21 protein-coding genes are annotated in these 22,883 nt (G+C 43.3%); 10 read left to right on the top strand and 11 right to left on the bottom strand.

The features are described 5' to 3' along the window. Positions 1 to 63: 63 nt before the first annotated feature. The 5 genes from AC58CZ_RS06895 to glnE all read right to left on the bottom strand — a co-directional run bounded on the left by AC58CZ_RS06895 (position 64) and on the right by glnE (position 7,200). Entirely contained in the window at positions 64 to 1,143 is a 1,080-nt protein-coding gene (locus AC58CZ_RS06895; RefSeq protein ID WP_494224444.1) for a glycosyltransferase, read from the bottom strand. 65 nt (positions 1,144 to 1,208) lie between these two features. Next, complete coding sequence (locus tag AC58CZ_RS06890) at positions 1,209 to 2,075, bottom strand: glycosyltransferase (RefSeq protein ID WP_494224443.1); 867 nt, start codon at positions 2,073 to 2,075, stop codon at positions 1,209 to 1,211. 73 nt (positions 2,076 to 2,148) lie between these two features. Continuing rightward, positions 2,149 to 2,988, bottom strand: coding sequence for a glycosyl transferase (locus AC58CZ_RS06885; RefSeq protein WP_494224442.1), 840 nt, complete (start codon positions 2,986 to 2,988; stop codon positions 2,149 to 2,151). Between the two features lie 107 nt (positions 2,989 to 3,095). Next, a complete protein-coding gene (locus AC58CZ_RS06880; protein ID WP_494224441.1) occupies positions 3,096 to 4,025 on the bottom strand; it encodes a branched-chain amino acid transaminase in 930 nt (309 codons plus the stop codon). A gap of 310 nt (positions 4,026 to 4,335) precedes the next feature. Continuing rightward, positions 4,336 to 7,200, bottom strand: coding sequence for a bifunctional [glutamate--ammonia ligase]-adenylyl-L-tyrosine phosphorylase/[glutamate--ammonia-ligase] adenylyltransferase (gene glnE, locus AC58CZ_RS06875; protein WP_494224440.1), 2,865 nt, complete (start codon positions 7,198 to 7,200; stop codon positions 4,336 to 4,338). Between the two features lie 399 nt (positions 7,201 to 7,599). Here glnE and tusD point away from each other — a divergent pair, with 399 nt between their 5' ends. From tusD to AC58CZ_RS06855, 4 genes are read left to right on the top strand one after another with little or no spacing between them, the layout of a single operon-like run. Then, positions 7,600 to 8,064, top strand: coding sequence for a sulfurtransferase complex subunit TusD (tusD, locus tag AC58CZ_RS06870; protein WP_058023865.1), 465 nt, complete (start codon positions 7,600 to 7,602; stop codon positions 8,062 to 8,064). A gap of 52 nt (positions 8,065 to 8,116) precedes the next feature. Next, complete coding sequence (locus AC58CZ_RS06865; protein WP_494224439.1) at positions 8,117 to 8,440, top strand: hypothetical protein; 324 nt, start codon at positions 8,117 to 8,119, stop codon at positions 8,438 to 8,440. Between the two features lie 53 nt (positions 8,441 to 8,493). Next, positions 8,494 to 8,823, top strand: a complete 330-nt coding sequence (locus AC58CZ_RS06860; protein WP_134292185.1) for a hypothetical protein — start codon at positions 8,494 to 8,496, stop codon at positions 8,821 to 8,823. Then, positions 8,820 to 9,179 carry a TusE/DsrC/DsvC family sulfur relay protein gene (locus AC58CZ_RS06855; protein WP_102092846.1) on the top strand — a complete coding sequence of 120 codons (360 nt, stop codon included), beginning with the start codon at positions 8,820 to 8,822 and terminating at the stop codon, positions 9,177 to 9,179. The genes AC58CZ_RS06860 and AC58CZ_RS06855 overlap by 4 nt, the downstream gene beginning before the upstream one ends. 79 nt (positions 9,180 to 9,258) lie before the next feature. Here AC58CZ_RS06855 and AC58CZ_RS06850 read toward each other — a convergent pair whose 3' ends face one another. Next, complete coding sequence (locus AC58CZ_RS06850) at positions 9,259 to 9,819, bottom strand: TrmH family RNA methyltransferase (RefSeq protein ID WP_494224438.1); 561 nt, start codon at positions 9,817 to 9,819, stop codon at positions 9,259 to 9,261. A gap of 261 nt (positions 9,820 to 10,080) precedes the next feature. Here AC58CZ_RS06850 and AC58CZ_RS06845 point away from each other — a divergent pair, with 261 nt between their 5' ends. Next, complete coding sequence (locus AC58CZ_RS06845) at positions 10,081 to 10,221, top strand: entericidin A/B family lipoprotein (RefSeq protein ID WP_058023870.1); 141 nt, start codon at positions 10,081 to 10,083, stop codon at positions 10,219 to 10,221. A gap of 108 nt (positions 10,222 to 10,329) precedes the next feature. Here AC58CZ_RS06845 and hemW read toward each other — a convergent pair whose 3' ends face one another. Beyond that, positions 10,330 to 11,595, bottom strand: coding sequence for a radical SAM family heme chaperone HemW (gene hemW, locus AC58CZ_RS06840; protein ID WP_494224468.1), 1,266 nt, complete (start codon positions 11,593 to 11,595; stop codon positions 10,330 to 10,332). A 508-nt stretch (positions 11,596 to 12,103) separates the two neighbouring features. Here hemW and AC58CZ_RS06835 point away from each other — a divergent pair. From AC58CZ_RS06835 to accC, 4 genes are all read left to right on the top strand, one after another. Next, positions 12,104 to 12,592 carry an EVE domain-containing protein gene (locus AC58CZ_RS06835; protein ID WP_494224437.1) on the top strand — a complete coding sequence of 163 codons (489 nt, stop codon included), beginning with the start codon at positions 12,104 to 12,106 and terminating at the stop codon, positions 12,590 to 12,592. A 354-nt stretch (positions 12,593 to 12,946) separates the two neighbouring features. Further along, complete coding sequence (locus AC58CZ_RS06830; protein ID WP_494224436.1) at positions 12,947 to 14,314, top strand: MATE family efflux transporter; 1,368 nt, start codon at positions 12,947 to 12,949, stop codon at positions 14,312 to 14,314. 240 nt (positions 14,315 to 14,554) lie between these two features. Continuing rightward, a complete protein-coding gene (gene accB, locus AC58CZ_RS06825; RefSeq protein ID WP_075106157.1) occupies positions 14,555 to 14,983 on the top strand; it encodes an acetyl-CoA carboxylase biotin carboxyl carrier protein in 429 nt (142 codons plus the stop codon). 125 nt (positions 14,984 to 15,108) lie between these two features. Then, positions 15,109 to 16,470: an acetyl-CoA carboxylase biotin carboxylase subunit gene (accC, locus tag AC58CZ_RS06820; RefSeq protein WP_301450186.1), complete on the top strand. Its 1,362-nt coding sequence runs from the start codon at positions 15,109 to 15,111 to the stop codon at positions 16,468 to 16,470. 194 nt (positions 16,471 to 16,664) lie between these two features. On the opposite strand, the gene AC58CZ_RS06815 is transcribed toward accC, so the two are convergent. Together AC58CZ_RS06815 and leuA are read right to left on the bottom strand one after the other, a co-directional pair. Further along, positions 16,665 to 17,285, bottom strand: a complete 621-nt coding sequence (locus AC58CZ_RS06815; protein ID WP_494224435.1) for a hypothetical protein — start codon at positions 17,283 to 17,285, stop codon at positions 16,665 to 16,667. A 307-nt stretch (positions 17,286 to 17,592) separates the two neighbouring features. Next, positions 17,593 to 19,377 carry a 2-isopropylmalate synthase gene (gene leuA, locus AC58CZ_RS06810; RefSeq protein WP_494224434.1) on the bottom strand — a complete coding sequence of 595 codons (1,785 nt, stop codon included), beginning with the start codon at positions 19,375 to 19,377 and terminating at the stop codon, positions 17,593 to 17,595. A 221-nt stretch (positions 19,378 to 19,598) separates the two neighbouring features. Here leuA and AC58CZ_RS06805 point away from each other — a divergent pair, with 221 nt between their 5' ends. Further along, positions 19,599 to 20,087 carry an Lrp/AsnC family transcriptional regulator gene (locus tag AC58CZ_RS06805; RefSeq protein ID WP_058023877.1) on the top strand — a complete coding sequence of 163 codons (489 nt, stop codon included), beginning with the start codon at positions 19,599 to 19,601 and terminating at the stop codon, positions 20,085 to 20,087. 22 nt (positions 20,088 to 20,109) lie between these two features. Here the strand turns inward: AC58CZ_RS06805 and AC58CZ_RS06800 are convergent, their stop codons facing one another. After that, positions 20,110 to 21,366, bottom strand: a complete 1,257-nt coding sequence (locus AC58CZ_RS06800) for a YbfB/YjiJ family MFS transporter (protein WP_494224433.1) — start codon at positions 21,364 to 21,366, stop codon at positions 20,110 to 20,112. 126 nt (positions 21,367 to 21,492) lie between these two features. Next, positions 21,493 to 22,836 carry an AarF/UbiB family protein gene (locus tag AC58CZ_RS06795; RefSeq protein ID WP_494224432.1) on the bottom strand — a complete coding sequence of 448 codons (1,344 nt, stop codon included), beginning with the start codon at positions 22,834 to 22,836 and terminating at the stop codon, positions 21,493 to 21,495. Positions 22,837 to 22,883 lie beyond the last annotated feature (47 nt).

The following is a 22,883-nucleotide window of genomic DNA, read 5'->3' as shown; positions in this document are numbered from 1 at the left end:
ATTAAGTATTCTTAAAAATAAATATTTAGACTTAGAGATGTAGCGGCCCAACTGTTTTGCCAGCTAAAGATTTTGGGTAAATTCTACGTATCTTTCTGCTATTTTGGCTGGTAGCAGCGCTTCATCGAATGGCGCATTAAACGCTTGCGGATTACTCATCGCTTGCTGCATTTTTACGGCAATGGCATCAACATCGCCCATCGGCATTAAGTTACGTTCTGGTAATAATTCACTTGGGCCTGATGGACAGTTGGTACTGATAACAGGAGTACCTAGCACAAGAGCTTCGGCAATAACTAAAGCAAAACCCTCCCAGTCAGAGGTCAGTATTTTAAACTGCGCATTTTTGATATAAGGGAAGGGATTATCACGAAATCCTAAAAATATTACTTTGTCTTCTAGGCTTAACTCTGTTACCAGTCGCTCTGTTTCACTTTTATGCTTCCCTTGACCCAAGAGCAGTAAAGGCATAGATTGATCTGTTTTTGCATAAGCATTTACCAATACATCATGACGCTTGGCATCTTTGAAACTACCGACATGGATAATATAGTTTTGGTAGTCAGGGACAAAAGCATCGGCTTGTTGTTGAATACTGTTTTTATCTATTGGATTATGAATGGCAGTGGTTGGCGTAATATGACCAAAGCTCTTAACAAAATCTTTTTGAGCGCCTTCACTGACGCACACACAAGGATGCTTGGCATATATATCTATCATTCTTTGCTTTAACTGCTCAGCGTCGTGATTTTTATTAAACTTATAGAGTAGTGATACTGTGTTATGAATAATATAAGTGATATTAGGCAGTTTACTATTACTTAGAATACTATCGGCACGATCTAAGTTGGACAGTATGATGTCAGGCTGACCGATATTTTTCGACACGTATTTATCAACAGCACGTGCAAAAATCTGGTCACGTCTTTGTGCCCCTGGTATAAGTTTATACGGCTTAAACTTAAGTACATGGTAGTTAAAATTCGGACTTAAGTCATACTGTACTAACGGCTTAAATCTTAGAATATGTACTTCATAGCCCAATTCATAAAACCCTTGCCCCAATGTTAATACGACACGTTCCGCACCACCGCCTTGTAGACAATTAATAACGAGTAACACTGTTTTTTTACGCTGCTTCATACACGATAACCTATGGAGTAATTTTTCACCTTCTTAGAAAGGCTTATCATTGCTTCATTAAAAAACTAGCGTTTAAATAGCTTCGAAAAAAATGATTTAGAAGCGTGTGGACGAGTCACCTTATTACCGGTATACCTTTCTTGAGATTTTTTAGGAAAATGACCGAAAGGTTCCACCCTATAACTGTCTAAATCGTATCCAGCAGCAAGTGCTTCGTTATAATATTCATCAAAAACCTCAGATAAATCCTGCCTCGGGTGCGACATTATTTCACCGTCAAACCAGTGCTCGATACCTTCTTCACTGACTCTAGGTAATGAATATTTATGACTGAACTGCGTACCCATATCTGAATAATGCAAAATCCTAATATCTTCTAACGCTAAGTTTTCGCCATCTATACAGTTGTAACTATCTTGATAAGGCTCAATGAGCTGATTATTATCTTTGAATACAGCCATCATTTCTTTATGGCTTTTAGGATCTTTCCTGAGTTTTTTAATTGGTAGGACAATGTTTTTTGCCGCCTTGCAATCCCATACGCATGTACACAACCGAGTCATATCCGCATTAGTCTTAGCAGCTACAACAGACTGTCCTTCAATAGGATGGTGCCACAGCTTTGCCAAATCATCTAAAATAATGACATCAGCGTCCATGTAGATGGCACGACCAGAGTATTGACAGTACTCTGGAATTGCCCAGCGAAAGCCTGAAAAAGGCGTTGACCATTTAGTGGTATTCCAACCCTCTCCAGTCTCAGGATTAGAATACCAATAGCTATTAGGATCACGTGACAGCTGCATCCATACTATCTCAACGGGTACACCGGTATGTTTATGAATACTATAATCTAATACCATCATCTGCTCTAGATCACAGTTATTTGGGTCACAACCAACAAAGACTTTAATAGTATCTTCTGTATTCATAATTTTATCCGTTCACTGACTAATGTTTATCTTTGCTAATGCAATGCGATAATACTCAAATATATAATGGGACCTATTCTTTCCAGTACTTTTCGATCCACCCTACTGGCAAGATAAAATGACGCAAGTGACGTAGTGGTCTTTTTAGATTTTTGGGCTCAGCTAATCTTTTTAAGTGATCTTTGGCATTGTTAGCAGCATTTTTATTATATCTACCTTCGATCGCATGTGTAGGATATAAGTCGCCAGGGAAAATAACAATTCGAGCACCTTTAGGAATCTTTGGCTCTTTGATATAGTTAAGTGGGAACGGTTGACGACATTTGCGTCTAAAATGCGCAACCCACTTTTTCGGAAATAACTTAACCCCGCCTGGGGCGTTACGCGTCACAAAGCGCTGCTCAAAACGATATTTGTCCGCGATGCCTTGTGGATCAGCTTTGAATTTTTCTTGTAGTGAGACAAGCGACCCTACCTGAAAGCGGAAGCAAGAAGTCTGGCCGAGGCGCTCTAGCGGGTTACTTGGGTTATAAGATAAAATAACATCGTCCGGCTCGCCGTATTCAAAGAAAGGATCGAGGCTATCTACTATAATCACATCCAAATCTACAAATAATACTGTCCCTGTCAAATCACCTAACTTCTCACCCCACAAACGTGATTTTGGCCACTTGCCAAGTGTGTTGGTTGGCATCGTGACATCTAATGGTGGCAATTCTTGACATTCGATTTCTGGACGTACATCGGTGGTATCATCGGTAAAACAGACGAAACGAAACGGTGGCGTAATATTGCGAGATACCATGCCATACAATTTATTGGCGTAATCTGCACCATATTTGGTACCCCATTTGATGCAGATGATTTGTTTAATATCGTCGTTATTATTTTTGCTCTTAGCTTTTTTAAACATGAAAAAGGCTCACTATGACTGTAGATAAATACTGTGCTGAGTATTTTAACACAAAAAAGACTGAACAATTATGTTCAGCCTTTTTGGTCTTTAAACTAACGACTTTATTAGTCAATAAAGCTTAACCAGTCCATATATTTCTCATTACGACCATGAACCACATCAAAGTATAGGGTTTGGAGTTTCTCAGTCAATGGTCCGCGGCCGCCATTGCCGATGGTACGATCATCGTATTCGCGGATAGGTGTCACTTCAGCAGCGGTGCCTGTCATAAAGATCTCATCTGCTAAGTAGAACTCATCACGAGTGATACGGCGTTCAACGACTTTGATACCGAGATCAGCGGCAAACTGAAGGATAGTACGGCGAGTAATACCATCTAGTGCACCGCCCGCTAAATCTGGCGTATGTAGCACGCCGTCTTTGACTAAAAACAAGTTCTCGCCAGCACCTTGACATACATACCCTTGCGGATCCATCAAGATGGCCTCGTCATAACCATTACGAGTGACTTCTTGGTTGGCCATGATAGAGACGGGATAGTTGCTCGAAGCCTTGGCCTTACACATGGTCACGTTGGTCATGTGGTGGGTAAATGATGAGGTTTTGACACGGATACCGTTTTTGATACCGTCTTCTCCGAGGTACGCTCCCCAGTGCCAGGCTGCAACCATGGCATTGATACTGTTATCACGCGAAGATAAGCCCAGCTTTTCTGCACCTACCCAAATAAGCGGACGAATATAGGCTTCTGCTAAGTTATTTTGCTTGACCACATCTTTGTGTGCTTGCTCTAGCGTGGCTGCATCAAACGGCACGTCCATTTGAAAGATTTTTGCCGAACCAAGGAGACGTTCGGTGTGTTCCTTTAGGCGAAAAATAGCCGTGCGATTATCAGCGGTTTGATAAGCACGCACGCCTTCAAACACAGCCATGCCATAATGCAAGCTATGGGTAAGCACATGAACGTTGGCATCTGGCTGTTCGATCATCGTGCCATTCATCCAAAGCTTACCATCTTGTGTTGCCATATTCATTTTATAGTCCTTATGCTAGCACTGACGTCTAACTTTTTTTAGGTAGGTTTTATTTAACAGTAGTGATCAACATCGTGTGATAACACTGCAGCGTTCATTTTTATTGCTTAAAGCACAGCTTCATTATGACGAACACTTGACTGTATTATAATGATGTGTGACCGATTATATCACTGGCCGTGTTGGCAAATGAAATCTTTTGGTTTGAGACCCTATAGTTTTTAATTGCGGTTTTTAATTATCATAAGGCCTTACAGTTTAAGCGCCTCTTTGGCTATCAGCAAGACCTTAATAAAAACAAATCTCAAAATTATTCTTCGTTAGATTTTACGCCCATTAGATGCTGCCACTGTGCTTGTACCAGTGCGCGTGTTTCTTGCCAAAGCGACTCATCGACCAATAATGATTGCTCTGATAGTGCCAGTTGATGAGTCGCAGCACGTATTCTAAGATAAGCATCTGTTAATGCCTGACAAACTTGCTCCTCCCAAATACCAAGTGAAGCAACTTCTTCAAAAATACGGACATTGTCGCTCCATTTGGTCAAGCTTGGATGCTCATGTGAATAGGCCAATACCGCAAACTGCGCTAAGAATTCAATGTCTACAATACCGCCTGCATCTTGTTTGAGTTGAAACTTGCCCGCTTGCTGTTGCCACTGGCTGGTGCCTAAGTGCTTCTGCATTTTTATGCGCATGCTAGTGACCTCAGAGCGTACTTGCTCTAACGTCCGCGGCAGCGCCAGCACATCTCGGCGAATGTCACAAAAGCGCGCAGTCACTCGTCTGTCACCACAAATCGCCCGAGCGCGCACCAGTGCTTGATGCTCCCATGACCACGCTTTGTCCATTTGATAGGTTTCAAAGGCATGACAAGATACCACCATCATGCCAGCGTTGCCCGACGGACGCAGACGCATGTCAATCTCATATGCCCTACCATCTCGCGTTTGGGTATTGAGATAATTCATCAGCTTTTGTACAAGACGTGCGGCAAACTTCATGCCACTGACTGACTTTTCACCAGTGGTCATGCCGCGCTCTTTTATCTTATGTAAGAATACCAAATCCAAGTCGGAAGAATACGAGAGCTCTAAACCACCCAGTTTACCGTAGCCAATGATCGCAAAACCGCAGTCAGCCTCAGTGACTGGATCGCCATCTTGACCGATAGGATAGCCATAGCGGTTGACGATTTCGGCAAACGCTCGCTCTAGCGCGGCTTCTAGTACCACCTCAGCAATATAGGTCAATGAGTCTGAGACTTTCATGATTGGACGCTCAGCTAACACATCACTGGCAGCCACAGCCAACACTTGGTTTTTCTTGAACAGTCGCAGCACACTCAGTAGCTCTTCTTCGTCATTGGGTTCGACACGCAATAGCTGTTGGCGCAGGATGTCACGCAGCTCAGGCTTATCTGGCAGGTGGCGATAGTGTTGCTGTAAAAAGGTGTCTAACAATACAGGATACTGTGCCAACTCTTTTGCAATCCACGGGCTTGCCGATAGCATCGGAATCAGCTCAATCGTTGCATTGGGGTTTTCTGCAATCATGACCAAGTAGATTGAACGTCGGCAAATGGCTTCAAGCAATGCAATCAATCGCGGTAAGGCAGCATTGGCAAGTTTTTGCTGCTCTTGATGGGCTAATAGCGCGTGGACAATGACAGGATACGCATCATCTAAGCGCTCTCGGGCCTCCTCGCTGAGGTTGGCAACCATCTTTGATTGCCAAAAATTCTGCAATAACTCGCGATTTTCTTTTGTTAGTACCTCATTTAAACGCGCAATTTGCGCTTCTAAATGCTCAGGCTCTAGATCAGTATCATCATTGTCAGGTACTTGACGCTCTGTCACCATACGTTCAAATGGCACATTAACATTGTCTCGATGAGCATTTAATTGGGTCAGTAATGCCTGCCAATCATTAAACCCAAGCGTCACTGCAAGATTATGCTGCCAATAAGCATCATGCGGCAGTCTTTGGGTTTGCTGATCGTTAATGGCTTGAATCGCATGCTCAAGTCGACGCAAAAACCGATACGCGGCTTGTAAGTTATCGTAGGTAATCTGCTCTAGATATCCAAGCTCACGCAACACTTGCATCGCCTCCAAACAAGGCTTTACCTGTAGCTGAGGATGCCGACCACCGTAGATCAGCTGAAATGCTTGTACAATAAACTCAATATCTCTGATACCGCCCGCGCCAAGCTTAATATTGTCTAGATCTTCACGCTGTGCAACTTGATTTTGAATGAGCGACTTCATCTCCCTGAGTGCTGAAAACGCGCTGTAATCCACATAATAGCGAAAGACAAATGGTTTGATTAGCGCCTGAATCGCATCATAAAATGGCTGATCTATCTGCCCAACGACTCGTGCTTTTAGCCAAGCAAAACGCTCCCACGCGCGTCCATGCAACGCAAAATATTTCTGTAACGCTGAGAGATGGATGGCCAAATCACTGCCATCACCCCATGGACGCAAGCGCATATCAACCCGAAAGACAAAGCCGTCAGCGGTTTTATTATCAAGCAGCTTAATAATCCCTTGACCCAGACGAGTCATAAAACGTTTATTGTCTATGCTACGCGTGCCCTTTGCCTTGTCACCATTGGTTTCGCCGCGCGCTTGATGTACAAATATTAGGTCAATATCGCTCGATAAATTCAGTTCCTGAGCACCAAGCTTACCCATGGCCATGATGGCCATATCATCGATCTGCACATTGCCTTGTTCATTGATAAAGGTTGGTTCACCGTATTTAGCAATCAAATGCTGATAGGTATAGTCCTTGGCAAAGGAGATACAACCGCCTGCAAACTCCGATAGCTCATCAGTCAATTGCTCAAGACTAATCATCTGCAAGGCATCTTGCCAAATCCAGCGCATCATTAACAGCTTACGCAAATTACGTAAGCCACTCATGACTTTCGTTTCATCGGCGAGTTGATAGTTTTCATCTAGCGTATAATCTTGTATCAGATCATCGATTTGCTGACGAGTCAGCGTACTGTTCAGTGGGTAGCTACGCAAAAATGTTTGGCAGGAAACCGTTCGGCTCTCCCAAATTTGATAAGCAAACTCACTGGCTGTTTGCAGTACTTGCAGTTGCTCTGCTGTCGGCTGATAATCTGTACCACTGTTCATACGTGAGGGCATAGCAGGTATCATAGTGACAAAAACTCCTTACATAGAATGGTAAGACTACGTGAACCCAACTCATAAGTTTATTGTTTTTTCTTACGAGACAGTCACAGCATCAGATGAACATACTCAATATATCATTACAAAACATAAAGCCCTGTTTAGTAACAGTGACTCTATTTGCTTTGAGTCGCTTTATGGTAGCATAAACGTCTTTAATCAAAATGCTTTGAGACAGCTTCATTGCAGCGCACCTTTATACTCAATAAAAATAGCGTTTTGACTCAATGGTATTAAGAAATATTAAAGTTCGACTATAAATCGATTAGATTACTTTACACAAAACATTTATAGCCTTTCAATAATATTGTCTCACCCTTATAACACTCTCTAAACGCTTATTTATAATATGTGATACTGTCCCCTATGACTACTACCCCGCTACTACTCATTACCGCTGATCCTAGTCACCCATTAGCGCATTTAGCATTACGTTATGCACGCGCGTATCTTAAGAGCGCATCAGCTGATCATAATATCGATAGTCATGCAGACGATATCGTCAATAAAGAAGACATCGACAATCCTATCACCAAACGGCCATTGCTCAATGTCTTTTTTTATGGGGATTCGGCGCATCTGGCGAATCGGCTACGCTGGCAGTCCGCTGATCAAATGAATTTGACCAAAGAATGGCAAATGTTGGCTGAGCAATATCAGTTGCCACTGCCTGTTTGTGTTAGCACAGCTCTTAGCCGCGGTGTGAGTGACACAGATAACAGTACCCGCCATCAGCTTGATGGTGACAATCTGGCGACAGGATTTACGTTGGTGGGACTCAGTGAGCTCGCTCTGATGATGCAGGATGGCTGCCGCTTAATACAGTTTTGATAGCGTATCCATTACGACATTAGCCTGCGATAAACATATTTAGGAATACATGATGAGATTATTAATCCAGCTGCATACACCCACCGAAGCAGCAAGCTATGAAGGCTGCTCTCTGGCACTGACATTAGCGACATTCGGTCATGAAGTGCAGCTGTACTTGGATGCACCTGTTTTTGGCTTATTGATGCAGCCTGAATCACGTTTGCACGGTATGATTCAGTCGCTTGATCTTTACGACATGCCAGCGGCTTGGCTACCTGATGATGTCTTTAGTGGTTGGGTGATTGGGATGATGCCAGTAGATCTGACTTCACAGCTCATGCTGGTGCCAGAAATGATCCGCTCGCAAGATTTTGAGCAGATTTTAACTTTTTAATTGGCAATATCATCAAACTTATAAAATAATAAAGTACACACTTGGACACTGTCATGGCAACTTTATATCAATTACACAGCACGATGAATACCCTCAGGCGCAGTGCTGAAGAGATGTCTCGCACTTGGCGCACTGGCGACAGTATTATCTTACTTGGTACCACAGCCGCTTTTATCGACTGGCTCAATGCTTATTTGAATGATAGTGAAATAGATAGTATTGCAGGTATTTATGCATTAGCGGATGATATATCGCAGCTGACAGTTAACACTGCTGGCAAGCTAAATTTAGAGAGCAAATTGACTGATATTTTAACGGATGAAGAATGGATTAGCCTATCTCAGGATAGCCAGTTTGATAAAGTGGTGACGATTGCCTTATGACGACTCATACCTCTACGACAACTCATACTGCCACAGCATCGACCGATATTGCATTAGATCAAGATGGGCATTTGTGTGACCATACGATTTGGACACCTGATATCGCACAACAACTAGCAGACACGCTAGATGTCAGCCTAACGAGTGAGCATTTGCAGATTTTGCAGCAAGTGCGCGCGTTTTTTGTCAAATTCAACCACGCGCCAGCGACACGCCCATTGATTAAATGGCTACAGAAAACTTTGCCTGAGCACGACATCAGCAATCAAAAACTACAACAGCTATTTAATACAGGATTGGTTGCGCGCCATGTCAATCGTCTAGCTGGACTACCCAAGCCGCCCAATTGCCTATAAAAGTGTCTTTTTTAACTGTAGCTGCTTACTAAGTGAGCACTGATGAATGAGTCATATCATCGGCTCATTTGGTATATCGCTATTTCGGATCGTAGACTGTCAGCGTTTCATAACCGACACTTCGTCCTTCATCACCCAAAAATCCTTGCTGTCGCCATATTTCATACAAACATATGGCGACACTATTGGATAAATTCAGACTGCGCGAATCAGCCAACATTGGTAATCTCAACCAATTATCAGCACCGATATCTTCCCGTATATCATCTGCCAGTCCTGCTGTCTCTGAACCAAATACCAGCGCGATATTGGGCATGGTTTTATTGTCAGGTTTTTCACTGTCTGCTTGCCCGCCAAAATCATAATCATAGAATGGTTTGCTCAGTTTGGTGGTCAATGCGGTGATAATATGGCAGTCCGCTGATTGCAAGGCTTGCCTCGCTGCAGCCCAATCTTCATGAACCTGCAAATGCGCGTATTCATGATAATCCAAACCGGCGCGGCGTAGTTTTTTGTCATCAAGCTCAAACCCTAACGGTCTGACTAAATGCAGCTGCGCGCCGCTGTTGGCACACAGTCGAATGATATTGCCAGTATTACTCGGCATTTTTGGGGCGACCAACACGATATGAATGGTCATGTTTGTTTACTCCACAACTAGTCGATGCTCTATTATTTAAATTTATGAGCGATAGGTAATTAAAAGTTACAGTTTACTGCCAATAATTACATTTTGATACTGTGCAGCGTTTTTAAGTTTCATTATGATGTCTGTAATGGATAGCGCGATAGCATTTATGTATGACTGTCTCATCCAATACCCCTTCAGTGAAGCTTGAGCAAGATACTTAGCGTCACTGTTGTTATTTATAACCATTCATTTATCTTTGAGGATACTATTATGAAAAAAGTAATCATCGCATCTTTAGCTGCTATGTTTGTTCTAACTGGTTGCAACACGTTTAAAGGCCTTGGCCAAGACGTATCAAGCGCCGGAAATGCTGTAACTGGCGGCGCACAAGACGTACAAGATAAAATCTAAGGTCTGCTTTTTTTAGATTTTTTGAGGGACTTACTATTTTGTAAGTCCTTTTTTTTGGTCACGAATTCTTTATCCTAAGTAGTTACTGCACATACACTTTATCAGATGCTATAAAAAAGCGCGCAATATCTGATTGAGATAACGCTGACCTAACAATGTTGGTTGTAACTGAGTTTTACTATCTATCAGTAGCCCTTGCTTAATCAACTTGTCTACTTGTGTGGTAACGCTTTCAAGCTTAAGCCCTGTTCTCTGCTCAAACAACGCCCAAGCAACACCGCTATGCAAGCGTAATGCGTTCAACATAAACTCACTCACTAACTCTTCACTATCGATTGCCTGCCAACCAACCATTTTTGGTACGTTTTGAGTGCTCTTGGATGTTTCCGTCTCTATATCTCCTACATAATCTTTTGGCAAACGTGATTTGCTAAAACGATAGATGCCAGATTCTGCTAACAAATCGTTTTCTGATTTATCACTTTCCTTTGACAGCTTATTATCCCTGTCTGCGTGGCAATCAATCGTCACTTTACCATGTGCACCAGCACCTATTGCTAGATAGTCGCCAAACTGCCAATAGTTGATATTGTGACGGCAAGGCTTATCTGACTCGCCCGCCCACGCAGACACCTCATAATTGCTGTACCCCAGTTGCTGCAACAGCGCTTGCCCCGCTTGTTCAATATCTGCCAAATTGTCTTCATCAGGTAAAATAGGCTGGCTACGATAAAACACCGTGTTAGGCTCAATCGTCAATTGATACCAAGAGATATGCGTTGCGCCAGCATCGTGCGCCATTTGAATGTCGTTGAGTGCTTCGTTCATGGTTTGCTGCGGCAGACCATGCATGAGATCGACATTGACTCGCGTAAATCCAGCAGCCTTAGCAGCACGAATCGCTGATAACGCTTGTACAGGATCATGGATACGTCCAAGCACTTTGAGCTTATCAGCGTCAAAACTCTGCACACCGATAGACAATCGATTGATACCAACCTCTAGATACTGAGCAAATGGTGCATGCTCGAGTGTCCCTGGATTGGCCTCCATCGTAATCTCAATGTCCTCTGCAAATTCAAAACATGACCGCAAACCAGAGAACAGTCGCTGATACTGAGCAATTGGCAATAGTGATGGTGTGCCACCGCCAATAAATATTGAGCTGATTTTACGCCCTTGCGCCAATGACTGTTGCATATTCGCATCCAAAAGGAGCGCATCGACATAATCATCATACATAGACAACTGACTGTTTATAGGAAGCTCATGCGAGTTGAAGTCGCAGTAAGGACATTTTTTCACACACCACGGAATATGGATATAGAGCGACAGTGGAATGCTCGTCACCTCTACAACGCTAGTCTCTGTCATCTTTTCTGTGAGTTGTAACGTATCAAGGTTATTTGGCGAGCTATCAGCATTCATTTTGGACATAAATAAACTTATTGTGTAATGGGCAATAATGATCAGTATCAAAAGTATCGCTAGGATAACGGCTAGATGATATAAAGAAAAGCCTAACTGACGTAAAACTATTAACAAAGCCACGCACAAATCCCTTATTCACCATGGTAACTTGCAGGCAGTATATAAAGAGACTATTAACAGTACAGCATCCAAAGCGCAGCACTGTATTCAGAATATAGTCAATCCTAAATAAAACAGATACATTATATATCAAGGTGGAACTGGTCTACATTTTCCTTGCGTGCTGTGCCTACGCAGACAGAGGCTGCGAAAAATTTATTCCAGTCCCACTGTATCGTTTTTATACTGAATTCACTATATAACCGTTACATTTGCGGCGCGCTTGAAAGCTGGTTAATAAAAAACCACCCTGATAATATTAAATTTAAACATGAAGCAAAGGATAAGACATATGGCTTATTGGCTAATGAAATCAAACCCAAAGTTTTTTGGTATTCACGATTTACAACGTTTGGATACAGATAGCTGGGATGGTGTCCGCAACTACCGCGCTCGCAACTTTATGCGTGATGATATGAAAGTCGGTGATAAAGTGTTCTTTTATCATTCTAGCGCAAGACCCTCTGGTGTGGCTGGCATTATGACAGTCAGTCAAGCGGGCTACCCTGACCCCACTCAATTCCACCCCGAGCATCGTCACTATGATCCTATTGCAACCGAAGAAGAACCACGCTGGTATATGGTGGATCTCACTTTTGAGCAAGCTTTTACAGAGGTTTTGCCGTTATCAGAGCTGAAATTTTTGCCTGCACTTGAGGACTCATTACTGCTGAGAAAGGGCTGCGAGCAATTAACGGTCATTCCATTAGAGCCCAAACACTGGCACGCGATTATGAACATGGCCGAGACACTCGAACTACTGCCAGAACATACCGATTAGCTCGACCCTCTATCTACTGAATTTACTGATTATCAATACCAAGGTAAAACAAGCCTAAGATGAGTATTCATATAGCGCTTCTAAATCGTTGACATCATAGTCTGGCTTCTTTACCATCTTATGTGTATATGACCTGTCAATCTACTGCTTGGATTGACGGGTTATTTTTATTTTAGTGCCTTCACTTTTATTTTCTGACTTCGTCTGTATAAGCTTGCTCATATTATTTATCGGAGTATCATCGTCGGCACGACTCTTCTCATACTGTGTCAATATTGAATTGACGACGGTATTTGCTTATTCATCGTTACTACTTTCATAACAATTATCGCAAAGAATAAAAAGTTGCTTACCATGGTTTTCCCATTATCTTTCAGAGACTTTAAAAGCTACAGTTTACGCTTAGGGGTACTCGCCCTACCTATCTTGATTACTCAGTTTTGCCAAGCAGCGCTTGGGGTTGTCGATGCCATTATGGCAGGCCAAGTATCTGCGCTTGACTTGGCAGCTGTGGCAGTTGGATCTGGCATTTGGCTACCGCTGTTTTTGTTAGCAACAGGTGTGTTGATTGCCACTACCCCTCTCATTGGTGAGGCTGTCGGTCAAGATCAGCATCACCATGTTCCTCATATTACTCAGCAGTCTTTGTGGACAGCAGGCGCTCTTGGCCTTATTGGTTTTATTGTTGTCAATTTGGCACCCAATGTCCTTGGCATCATGGGTGTGCCTGAGAATATTCAGCCTATAGCAACACAATATTTGCATGGTGTGTCTTTTGGTTTCCCTGCATTAGCTGTCTATGCTGTGTTACGCAGTTATTGCGAAGCGCTTGGTCGACCTGAGCCAGTGACGGTTATTAGCATTGTCGGTCTACTCGCAGATATTCCTCTGAACTATATTTTTATCCATGGTTTATTTGGTATGCCCGAGATGGGCGGCGCAGGCTGCGGTGTGGCAACAGCACTGGTATTGTGGATAAATGTGTTGTTACTGGCGGCTTATACCAGCGTCACCAAGCGGCGGGAATTTGCCAGCACTCGCTTTTTTTATGGATTTGCGAGTCCAAATCGCACACAGATCAAAAAACTTCTAAAATTGGGGATTCCTATTGGTATCTCTATCTTTTTTGAGGCCAGTTTATTTAGTTTGGGCGCTCTTGTTATCAGCCCGCTCGGAGAGCTTGCAACAGCCTCACATCAAGTAGCGTTATCAGTGACGTCACAGCTGTTTATGATACCGATATCTGTTGCGATGGCACTCACCATTATGGTCTCAAATCGTTATGGTCAAAAAAACCTCTTAGCCTTACGTCAAGTACAAGCAACTGGACTTGTCTGGACCGTATTGATTGCGCTCACTTGTATGCTTGGTATATGGCTATTTAGACCAGAGTTGGCAGCAGCATTTACCGATAATCCAGCGGTCAGAGCGGAGTCGATGCACTTGCTTATCTTTGCCCTCGCCTATCAGTTATTTGATGGCTGGCAGGTCAATATCGCGGGTATATTACGCGGCATGCAAGACACCACTATACCAATGTGGGTCACGCTTTTTTGCTATTGGTTGGTTGCCCTACCACTGGGCATCTATTTAGTGCGTTTCACTGATGTTGGCGCTCAAGGCTTTTGGATGGCATTAATCACTGGCCTATTCTTATCTTCTATCCTATTGACCCTTCGTTTGCGCTATCAACAAAAGCGCCTAACGCTACTATGGGGATAAAACCAATTGAATTGAGCTCACCTCTTATAACCATTGCTAGCGATATATGGTCACATAGACTATGATAAATCGTAGACGTTTTCTTGCTGAAAAAATGGCTTACGTCAAAATATGTAAAAAATCTCAGTTAACAACTGTACATTGATTGCTCATTACTCTGAATCTAGGTATCATTAGCAACTAATTAGACAATATTTAGTTACACTATTTTCGAATTTAGTACAAGGTCAGATAAAAACTATGGATATTGAAAAAATACGCACCCTCATCGCCCTTATGGAAGAAAGTGAACTGGTTAATTTAGAAATCAGTTCAGACGATGAGCATATTAGCTTGACTCGTCACTATGATGCGCCTGCACCAGCCATGATGGCCGCACCAACTGCTAGCGCAGCGCCTATTGCTGCTGAAGGAAAACCTGCGGAAAAAGCGGGTAGCGTCGAAAACTCACCAATGGTTGGTGTTTTCTATTCAGCCCCAAGCCCTAATGATCCACCATTTGTAAAAGTTGGTCAAAAAGTTCAAGCGGGTGATACTCTAGGTATTATCGAAGCGATGAAAATTATGAACCCTCTTGAAGCGACTCAAAGTGGTATTGTTGACGAAATCTTGGTAGATAATTCTGAAGTCGTACAGTTCGGCCAACCTGTCATACGTTATAAAGCGTAACGATATTTGCCATACTTAATTTCATTATGGCTGGTTTTTGATATAGGTATCGCATCAAAGTCAAATAACAGGATGCTAGATATCAAAACTTGGTCAATAACTGATGCTTCGACAAGGATGAACCCATGATAAAAAAATTGCTCATTGCCAATAGAGGTGAGATTGCCCTGCGTATCGTTCGAGCTTGCAAAGCGCTAGGTATCGAAACGGTAGGCGTCTACTCTACTGCTGATGCCAACTTGATGCACCTGCGCTTTGTTGATGAGGCAATTTGTATTGGTAAGCCTAATGCCAATCAAAGTTATCTTGATATTAATACTATCTTAACTGCCGCTGAAATCACTGGCGCGGATGCTATTCATCCGGGTTATGGTTTTTTGTCTGAAAATGCTGAGTTTGCTGAGCGCGTAGAAGAAGCAGGATTGACTTTCGTTGGCCCTAATGCAGATCATATTCGCTTGATGGGCAATAAAGTTTCTGCCATCAACGCCATGAAAAAAGCAGGCGTACCAACCGTGCCTGGCTCTGTGGGTGCCGTTACGCTGCACAATGCTGAAGAACAAGCGCGCAATATCGGTTTTCCGCTATTGATTAAAGCGGCTTCTGGCGGCGGTGGACGCGGTATGCGCGTCGTTGAGCGCTTTGACGAGCTGGTCGGTCAAGTCCAAGCGGCGAAGCAAGAAGCTGAGCTTTGGTTCGGTGATGATACTGTCTATATGGAGCGCTACCTACAAAACCCGCGCCACGTAGAAGTACAGGTACTGGGTGATGGTAATGGTAATGCCATCCACCTATATGACCGTGATTGCTCATTGCAGCGTCGTCATCAAAAGGTACTAGAAGAAGCGCCTGCGCCAGATATTCCAGATGATGTCCGCGAACCTATCTTGAAGGCCTGTGTGAAAGCCTGTGAGCTTGTGAAATACCGCGGCGCTGGTACGTTTGAGTTTTTGTTTGAAAATAATGAATTTTTCTTTATTGAGATGAATACGCGCGTACAGGTTGAACATCCAGTAACCGAGATGATTACTGGTATCGACGTCGTCGTTGAACAGCTAAAAATTGCAGCCGGCTATGGTTTATCTTATCGTCAAAGTGAGATTGAAATCCAAGGCCACGCGATTGAGTGCCGTATCAATGCTGAAGATCCAGCAACTTTTGTTCCTTGCCCTGGTACTGTCAATCAACTATTTGCGCCAAGTGGCGCAGGTGTTCGATTCGATTCACATCTATACCCTGGCTATGAGATACCGACTTACTATGATTCACTCATTGGTAAGCTTATCTGCCATGGTCAGACTCGCCAGCAAGCCGTTGCTAAGACCATACACGCACTTGATGAGTTGATCATTGAAGGTATCAAAACCAATATACCGCTACATCGTGATGTGATTTTGGCAGATGATAATTTTGCCAAAGAAGCGCAAAACATTCATTATCTCGAAAGAGAGCTTCTGAGCACAGACAAAGCCGAGAAAGAGGCATAGATCAAAACAGCGCTAAGCTGTAGTTTGCTTACTCGTACTGACTGGGACAGTGGTCATTTCCCATAAAAATCAATTTCCACAAAAAAAGCCGCTATCAATATAGCGGCTTTTTTATAATCGATACTTGGGAGATGGTACTGACAATATGCTATGCCGTTAATGCTATGCCGTTACTTCTAAAGTACTACTGTCTATCAAGGCAATACTCTATTAAAAGTCATAAAGCACTCTGTACCTTCAGGATCAGCACACCACTGCATCTGATTGCCATCATGGTATAAAAACGCAATCAACGCTTCGTCACTTTGATCCACTTGGTTGCCTGAGCAATCTACTTCATTGTTATCATAGACCGTTTTGATAGCGATAACTGGCAGTCCTTCTTCACGATGTGTGACTAGATAGCGACCGTATGTCCACTCTTTACCACTGACCGCCCACATCTCATTGTCCGCACCAAAATTATATAGCTCACGGCACTGATTCGACTTGTTGACTGACGCCATTAAGTTTTTACTGGTAGTCGGCTTAATGTTTAGTATGCGCGCTTCACTTTGAGTGATTATGCCACCGTCCATATCAGCTACCATCTTAGGCTCTGAACTGTTTTTTTGCAGACTATTCGATGATGCCGCTTGCTGAGCTTTTGCGTCTTTGGTCATGGTGATAGAACTGTCTAAATCTATCTCCCATTGTCCTGCAATGGCTGGACTGATATGCGTAGTGATTGTCGGCTCAGTAACCGTCTCACCATTCACCGGCAATGAAGCCAGAATAGATGCTAATGTAAATGAAGCAAATGATATAGGTTCCATGATTAACCTTTTATTTATAATATTTTATATACATTAGCGTAAGTCGTAGACACCAAAAACACAAGTAACATTATGCTATTGGGCAAAATACCTTAATCCAAACGATAAGCAAAACCTTAGTCAGTAGTGACGTTGAAGTAAGATAATGCCCGATAATCTAGTCGCTTTCTACTCATAAAAACAATCTAGTCGCTTTCTACTCATAAAAAAATGACACCGTAGCTTTGCTTGTTGAGTACAAGGAGCTACGGTGTTATATATTTATGAAATCAAGACCAGTAAAGTATTACGATATAGTTATCTAATACTAAGCAGCTGCTACACTCAATGCTTGAGCAAAGGCTGATAACGCCCCTTTTAGCATGGCTGAGACCGTGCTACTACATGTACCGATGCCAGAGTACACTTCGCCATCTACATTCAGCTGAATATAAGCGGCGGCATTTGCATTCGTTTTATTATCACTATTGGTATCATCATCGATACCGTTACCACTATTATGATGCGGGTTAATGGCATGCTCTGCATAGTTAATAATATGCAATGATTTACCCGTATGCTGTGCAAGACCGTCGATAAACGATGATAATGGACCATTACCCGTACCATCGATATCAATGGTGTCGTTATTCATCTGGACTTGGCCGCTGAAATACACCTCACCGCCTTTGTTACTGACACTATAATCTAGTAACTCAAACTTACCTTGCTGCAAGTAGGTATCCTCAAAGGTCTGTAAAATTTCATCATTTTGTAATTCACGGGCAACCGCTTCCGCTTGCTTTTGTACCACACGGCTAAAGTCAATCTGCATCCAACGTGGTAGGTTAAAGCCATAATTACGCTGCAAGATATACGCAACACCACCTTTGCCCGACTGGCTATTGATACGTACTACATCTTGATAGCTACGACCAATGTGCGCAGGATCAATTGGCAAATATGCCACATCCCACACGTTGTCCGTTTCGCTCTGATGATTTTCATTGTAATCGAGTGACTTCTTAATGGCATCTTGATGTGAGCCGCTAAAGGCGGTAAAGACCAATTCACCCACATAAGGATGGCGTGGGTGTAGCGGTAAGTTATTGCACTCGCTCACGACCTGTACGATTTCACTCATGTTGCTAAAATCAAGCTCGGGATCGATACCTTGGCTAAACAAGTTCATGGCCATGACCATAATGTCCATGTTACCTGTACGCTCGCCATTACCAAGCAACGTGCCCTCGATACGATCTGCACCTGCCAAAACACCCAATTCGGCCGCGGCTACAGCACAGCCACGGTCATTATGAGTATGAAGACTAATAATGACATGCTCACGCTGAGGAAGATTGCGGCAGAAATACTCTACTTGATCCGCAAAGACATTCGGCATAGAGGCTTCAACAGTCGCTGGCAAGTTAAAAATCACCTCTTGGCCTTGTTGTGGCTGCCACACATCACAAACCGCATCACAAACCTCTACTGCGTACTCAGTCTCTGTTTGACTAAAGCTCTCTGGCGAATACTGAAACACCCACTCAGTCTCAGGGTATTTGGCCGCATACTCTTTCAATAGTTTGGCGCCAGTGATAGCAATTTCTTTAATTTCGTCTTTGTTTTTGGCATAGACTTTTTCACGTTGCACACGGCTGGTTGAGTTGTAGACATGGACGACGGCGCGTTTGACGCCTTTTAGCGATTCAAAAGTACGGGCAATCAAATGCTCGCGCGCCTGTACCAATACTTGTAGCGTCACATCATCAGGCACATGGTTTTCTTCGATAAGTTTACGGGTAAAGTCAAATTCAACCTGCGCCGCTGATGGAAAACCAATCTCAATCTCTTTAAAGCCAACCTCTACTAAGGTCTTAAAAAAGCGCATTTTTTGTTCAACCGTCATTGGATCAATCAGTGCCTGGTTACCATCACGCAGATCCACACTTGCCCATATTGGCGACTTCTCAATTGTTTTGCTCGGCCACGTACGATCTGGCAGCGATGGCGCAAAAGCAAATGGACGGTATTTACGAAAGTCAAAAGCGGCATTTTTTGGTGTGATCTTTGCAGTCCCAGTGGCTGCAGTATGCGTGGCTTGGTCAGACATAATCAATCCTTAGATGATATGGTTATTTGTATGTTTAGCTAGATGATTAGCTGTTGTTTAGAATTGTATTTATCATACAAGGTAACGAGTAGTTACACCATAATAATAGCAAAGTTTAGCGAATAGAAACCTGCTATTTTTTACTTTATTTTCTATTATTTTAGTGAAAAAACCCAATTTAGTAGTTACAATCAACTAAATTCACTATCGAGGCGCTAAAAATGCCAGAAAGTCATTTTGGAAGTACGGGCACAATAGATATAGATGACATCGATAAGCAATTATTGCGCTTGTTACAGACGCAGGCACGTATGAGTATCACGGAGCTTGCTGAGCGTGTCAATCTCTCTGCCACCCCTTGTGCCCGCCGTATTAAACGCTTAGAAGACGCTAATATCATCACAGGCTACCATACCAAAACCGATGCGCAAAAACTGGGCTATCCGCTTGCCGTGTTTATCGCCGTCAGTATGGATCGTCATACGGCTGAGCGTTTTGAGCAATTTGAGCGTAGCGTTCAGAGTTTTGAGGAAGTCGTGAGCTGTAGTATTGTCACAGGACGTACAGAAGACTATCTGATTAAAGTCAGAGTGCGTGATATGGCACATTATGAGGAGTTTTTATTGCATCGCCTCAATCGTATTGAAGGCGTTGCCCAAGTCCACACCAGTTTTGAGCTGCGAGAGGTATTCAGCCGTAGCGTCGTATAGAGCGCTCATGGCGTTAAAAATGCTAAGCGAGCGTTGGTGACTGTCTACGAAACATTATTATCAAAATCAGTCCAATCATCAATCCAATAGCAGCGACCAGTAACCCTGCATTGAAATTGCCATCCTCTCCTGCCAATGCTACCGTCACCAAAGGTCCCAAGAACTGCCCTAGCGCATAGGCGAGCGTTGCCAATGCAATCAGTAAATTAGAATAAGCAGGATTGATGTTTTTAAACAACGTGAGGGTCATCGATACCATACCGACAAAGGTCAATCCCAATATCGCTGCATTGGCGTACAACCCAACTGCCCCCTCCAGCCAAATTGGCAAGCACATACCCAATGCTTGTAATACCGTCAGACCCATTAGGGTTTTTACCTCACCGATACGTTTGGCAAGCGCGCCCCATAACGGGTTTGATAGCATCGCAAAAATACCAACCACCAACCAAATCATCAATCCAGCATAGGTCTGTGTCGTTAAGCGCTGCGCTGCCATAACGGGCAGGAAAGTTGCTGAGCTGATATAACCAAATCCTGCCAATATATAACTAACAAAAAGCAAAGCAAGCGCTTTATGGTGTCCAGAAATCGCTTCATATAAAGAGCGTTTGAAGTTCAAATAGCTCTGATACACTGAGACGTGCTGTTTCGAATCGGTCAACTGTGACTCCAAACTATCTACTGGTTTGGGTTTTATCGCGTAGAGGAGCCATATCAGCGGTAAACTGGTGCAGCCTGCAACCAGCCAAATCACATCAAAATGATAGCCCAATGTTAGAAGCCACCACGTCACAATGGCAGAAGCACTAATACCAACACCAATGCCTGCATAATGGATGGCCGAGAGTATAGAACGGCGCTCGGGGCTCAGGTTTTGAATCACAAACGATGAGCTCAATATCATCGCTACCCCGCTTGCAATGCCTGCGATTAGGCGAATGATATACCATAACGTGAGCGACATATTTGGTATAACCAGTAGCATTGTTGTGACAACACTGATTATTGCCCAAAGCGTCATCGCCTGCCATGTCGCACGCTGAGGCACAAACATAGCAATGAGGGCACCGATAAAATAACCGATATAGTTGATTGATGCTAGCCAGCCAGCAATCGTCGTTGATAGTGACAATTGCACCATAATATCAGGTAGAGTGGCGGTAAAGAGAAAGCGTCCATAGCCCATGACAACTGCCAAACAGTACATACCGATACAGGCAATGGCCGCTTCATTGGTGATGGTAGGAGCGACACGGCTTTTAATAGCAGTCATCATGACAGCGCCATTTTTGTGGCAATTAGCACACAATCCTTTGTGTTAGATAATTAAAAGCAATAATAAAACTAGCAGGGGTAAAACAGTTATTGGTACTATTGGGACATCATAAAATAAAAACAAACCCTACAATACATCTAACGTGGTTGTCCCTATCGTATCCTGTCCTAGCATTTGTACACGCTGATCGCTAAACATATCCATGTCAGGGGCTAGCGTACGCATAAACCGATCAAAATATAACATTTGCTTGGTCAGTAAGGCAAAATCACGCGGGAAATGAATACCATGACGTTTGCCAACTTCGACAATCTCAAGCATCATTTTGTTGAGCTCGTCAGCTTGCTCTTTACTGTTAAAAGGCACACCGCTGGTAAAGGTCTTATCTTCTGCCATGATCGTTATCATCATGCGCTCTAGATCGTTACCTAATGCAACCACATCAACTTTATTGCCACCATGCGTCATCTCCATGTCAATCATATGACGTGCCATGGCTTGATAGTCACTGTCTTGCATCGCTTGCATCATACCCATGCATGCACGCCAGCTCTCGGCTTTGAGTTTACCGACAATACCAAAGTCTAAGAAACCAATACGTCCATCGGTTAATAGCATCAAGTTACCCGCATGCAGGTCAGCATGAAAACTATTGCACAGCATAAGACTGGCAAACCAGGTGTTTAACGTATCTGCCATGATTTGCGCAGGATCGCTGCAATACTGACGCATGAGCGTTTCATCAACCATAGAAACCCCATATAGGCGGCTCATCGTCAATACACGCTTGGTGGTCAGATCGTCATACACTGTTGGTGCCACTACCCGAGTATTACCTGAGACGGCTAAGAACTGCTGAAAATCGCGGATGTTTTGTGCTTCAGCGATAAAATCCGTCTCAGCAAGCATACGCAGGCGAATTTCATCGATGATTGGCGCGATACTTGCGAATCTCATCGATGGCATCACTATTTCAAGCAGCTTGGTCACGCCATGCAATACGCCTAAATCGGTCTGCATGATCGTCTCGACACCAGGCTTTTGTACCTTTAGCACCACTTCATCACCATTGTGCAAACGTGCGGCATGCACTTGAGCGATAGAGGCTGATGCTAGCGGCTCTGAGTCAATATATTCAAACTTGTCATCAAGATTTATGCCATCAGTCGCCAGCTCTTCTTTTAGCACTTGCTCGATATAAGCATAAGACAATGGCGTGGTTTGATCCAAGCAGCTCTGGAAAGCGGTGACATAATCACGTGGAAACAGCGAGGGTGTACTCGCGATAAACTGACCGATTTTGATATAAGTCGTGCCTAACTGCTCAAAGGTTTCTTTGAGTAGTATTGCATCAGGTTTTTCCCCTTTTGCCACTCTTAGCGCAGACAGACCTGCGACACTCGCGGTTTGGCGAACACGGTTGACGACATTAAAGGTATGCTTTAACAAATGCGGACGATGAATTTTCATAAAAAACAACTATGGTAATAGAAAGGATTTGAAAATAGATAATTTCG

This window comes from Psychrobacter sp. CR212, assembly GCF_059693765.1.
Note: the sequence above shows the minus strand (reverse complement) of the source record. Positions and strands in the feature narration are given on the sequence as shown.

Coding starts and splice junctions, on each gene's coding strand:
- AC58CZ_RS06895 (WP_494224444.1), bottom strand. CDS start 1,143: ATGAAGCAGCGTAAAAAAACAGTGTTACTCGTTATTAATTGTCTACAA.
- AC58CZ_RS06890 (WP_494224443.1), bottom strand. CDS start 2,075: ATGAATACAGAAGATACTATTAAAGTCTTTGTTGGTTGTGACCCAAAT.
- AC58CZ_RS06885 (WP_494224442.1), bottom strand. CDS start 2,988: ATGTTTAAAAAAGCTAAGAGCAAAAATAATAACGACGATATTAAACAA.
- AC58CZ_RS06880 (WP_494224441.1), bottom strand. CDS start 4,025: ATGAATATGGCAACACAAGATGGTAAGCTTTGGATGAATGGCACGATG.
- glnE (WP_494224440.1), bottom strand. CDS start 7,200: ATGATACCTGCTATGCCCTCACGTATGAACAGTGGTACAGATTATCAG.
- tusD (WP_058023865.1), top strand. CDS start 7,600: ATGACTACTACCCCGCTACTACTCATTACCGCTGATCCTAGTCACCCA.
- AC58CZ_RS06865 (WP_494224439.1), top strand. CDS start 8,117: ATGAGATTATTAATCCAGCTGCATACACCCACCGAAGCAGCAAGCTAT.
- AC58CZ_RS06860 (WP_134292185.1), top strand. CDS start 8,494: ATGGCAACTTTATATCAATTACACAGCACGATGAATACCCTCAGGCGC.
- AC58CZ_RS06855 (WP_102092846.1), top strand. CDS start 8,820: ATGACGACTCATACCTCTACGACAACTCATACTGCCACAGCATCGACC.
- AC58CZ_RS06850 (WP_494224438.1), bottom strand. CDS start 9,819: ATGACCATTCATATCGTGTTGGTCGCCCCAAAAATGCCGAGTAATACT.
- AC58CZ_RS06845 (WP_058023870.1), top strand. CDS start 10,081: ATGAAAAAAGTAATCATCGCATCTTTAGCTGCTATGTTTGTTCTAACT.
- hemW (WP_494224468.1), bottom strand. CDS start 11,595: ATGACAGAGACTAGCGTTGTAGAGGTGACGAGCATTCCACTGTCGCTC.
- AC58CZ_RS06835 (WP_494224437.1), top strand. CDS start 12,104: ATGGCTTATTGGCTAATGAAATCAAACCCAAAGTTTTTTGGTATTCAC.
- AC58CZ_RS06830 (WP_494224436.1), top strand. CDS start 12,947: ATGGTTTTCCCATTATCTTTCAGAGACTTTAAAAGCTACAGTTTACGC.
- accB (WP_075106157.1), top strand. CDS start 14,555: ATGGATATTGAAAAAATACGCACCCTCATCGCCCTTATGGAAGAAAGT.
- accC (WP_301450186.1), top strand. CDS start 15,109: ATGATAAAAAAATTGCTCATTGCCAATAGAGGTGAGATTGCCCTGCGT.
- AC58CZ_RS06815 (WP_494224435.1), bottom strand. CDS start 17,285: ATGGAACCTATATCATTTGCTTCATTTACATTAGCATCTATTCTGGCT.
- leuA (WP_494224434.1), bottom strand. CDS start 19,377: ATGTCTGACCAAGCCACGCATACTGCAGCCACTGGGACTGCAAAGATC.
- AC58CZ_RS06805 (WP_058023877.1), top strand. CDS start 19,599: ATGCCAGAAAGTCATTTTGGAAGTACGGGCACAATAGATATAGATGAC.
- AC58CZ_RS06800 (WP_494224433.1), bottom strand. CDS start 21,366: ATGATGACTGCTATTAAAAGCCGTGTCGCTCCTACCATCACCAATGAA.
- AC58CZ_RS06795 (WP_494224432.1), bottom strand. CDS start 22,836: ATGAAAATTCATCGTCCGCATTTGTTAAAGCATACCTTTAATGTCGTC.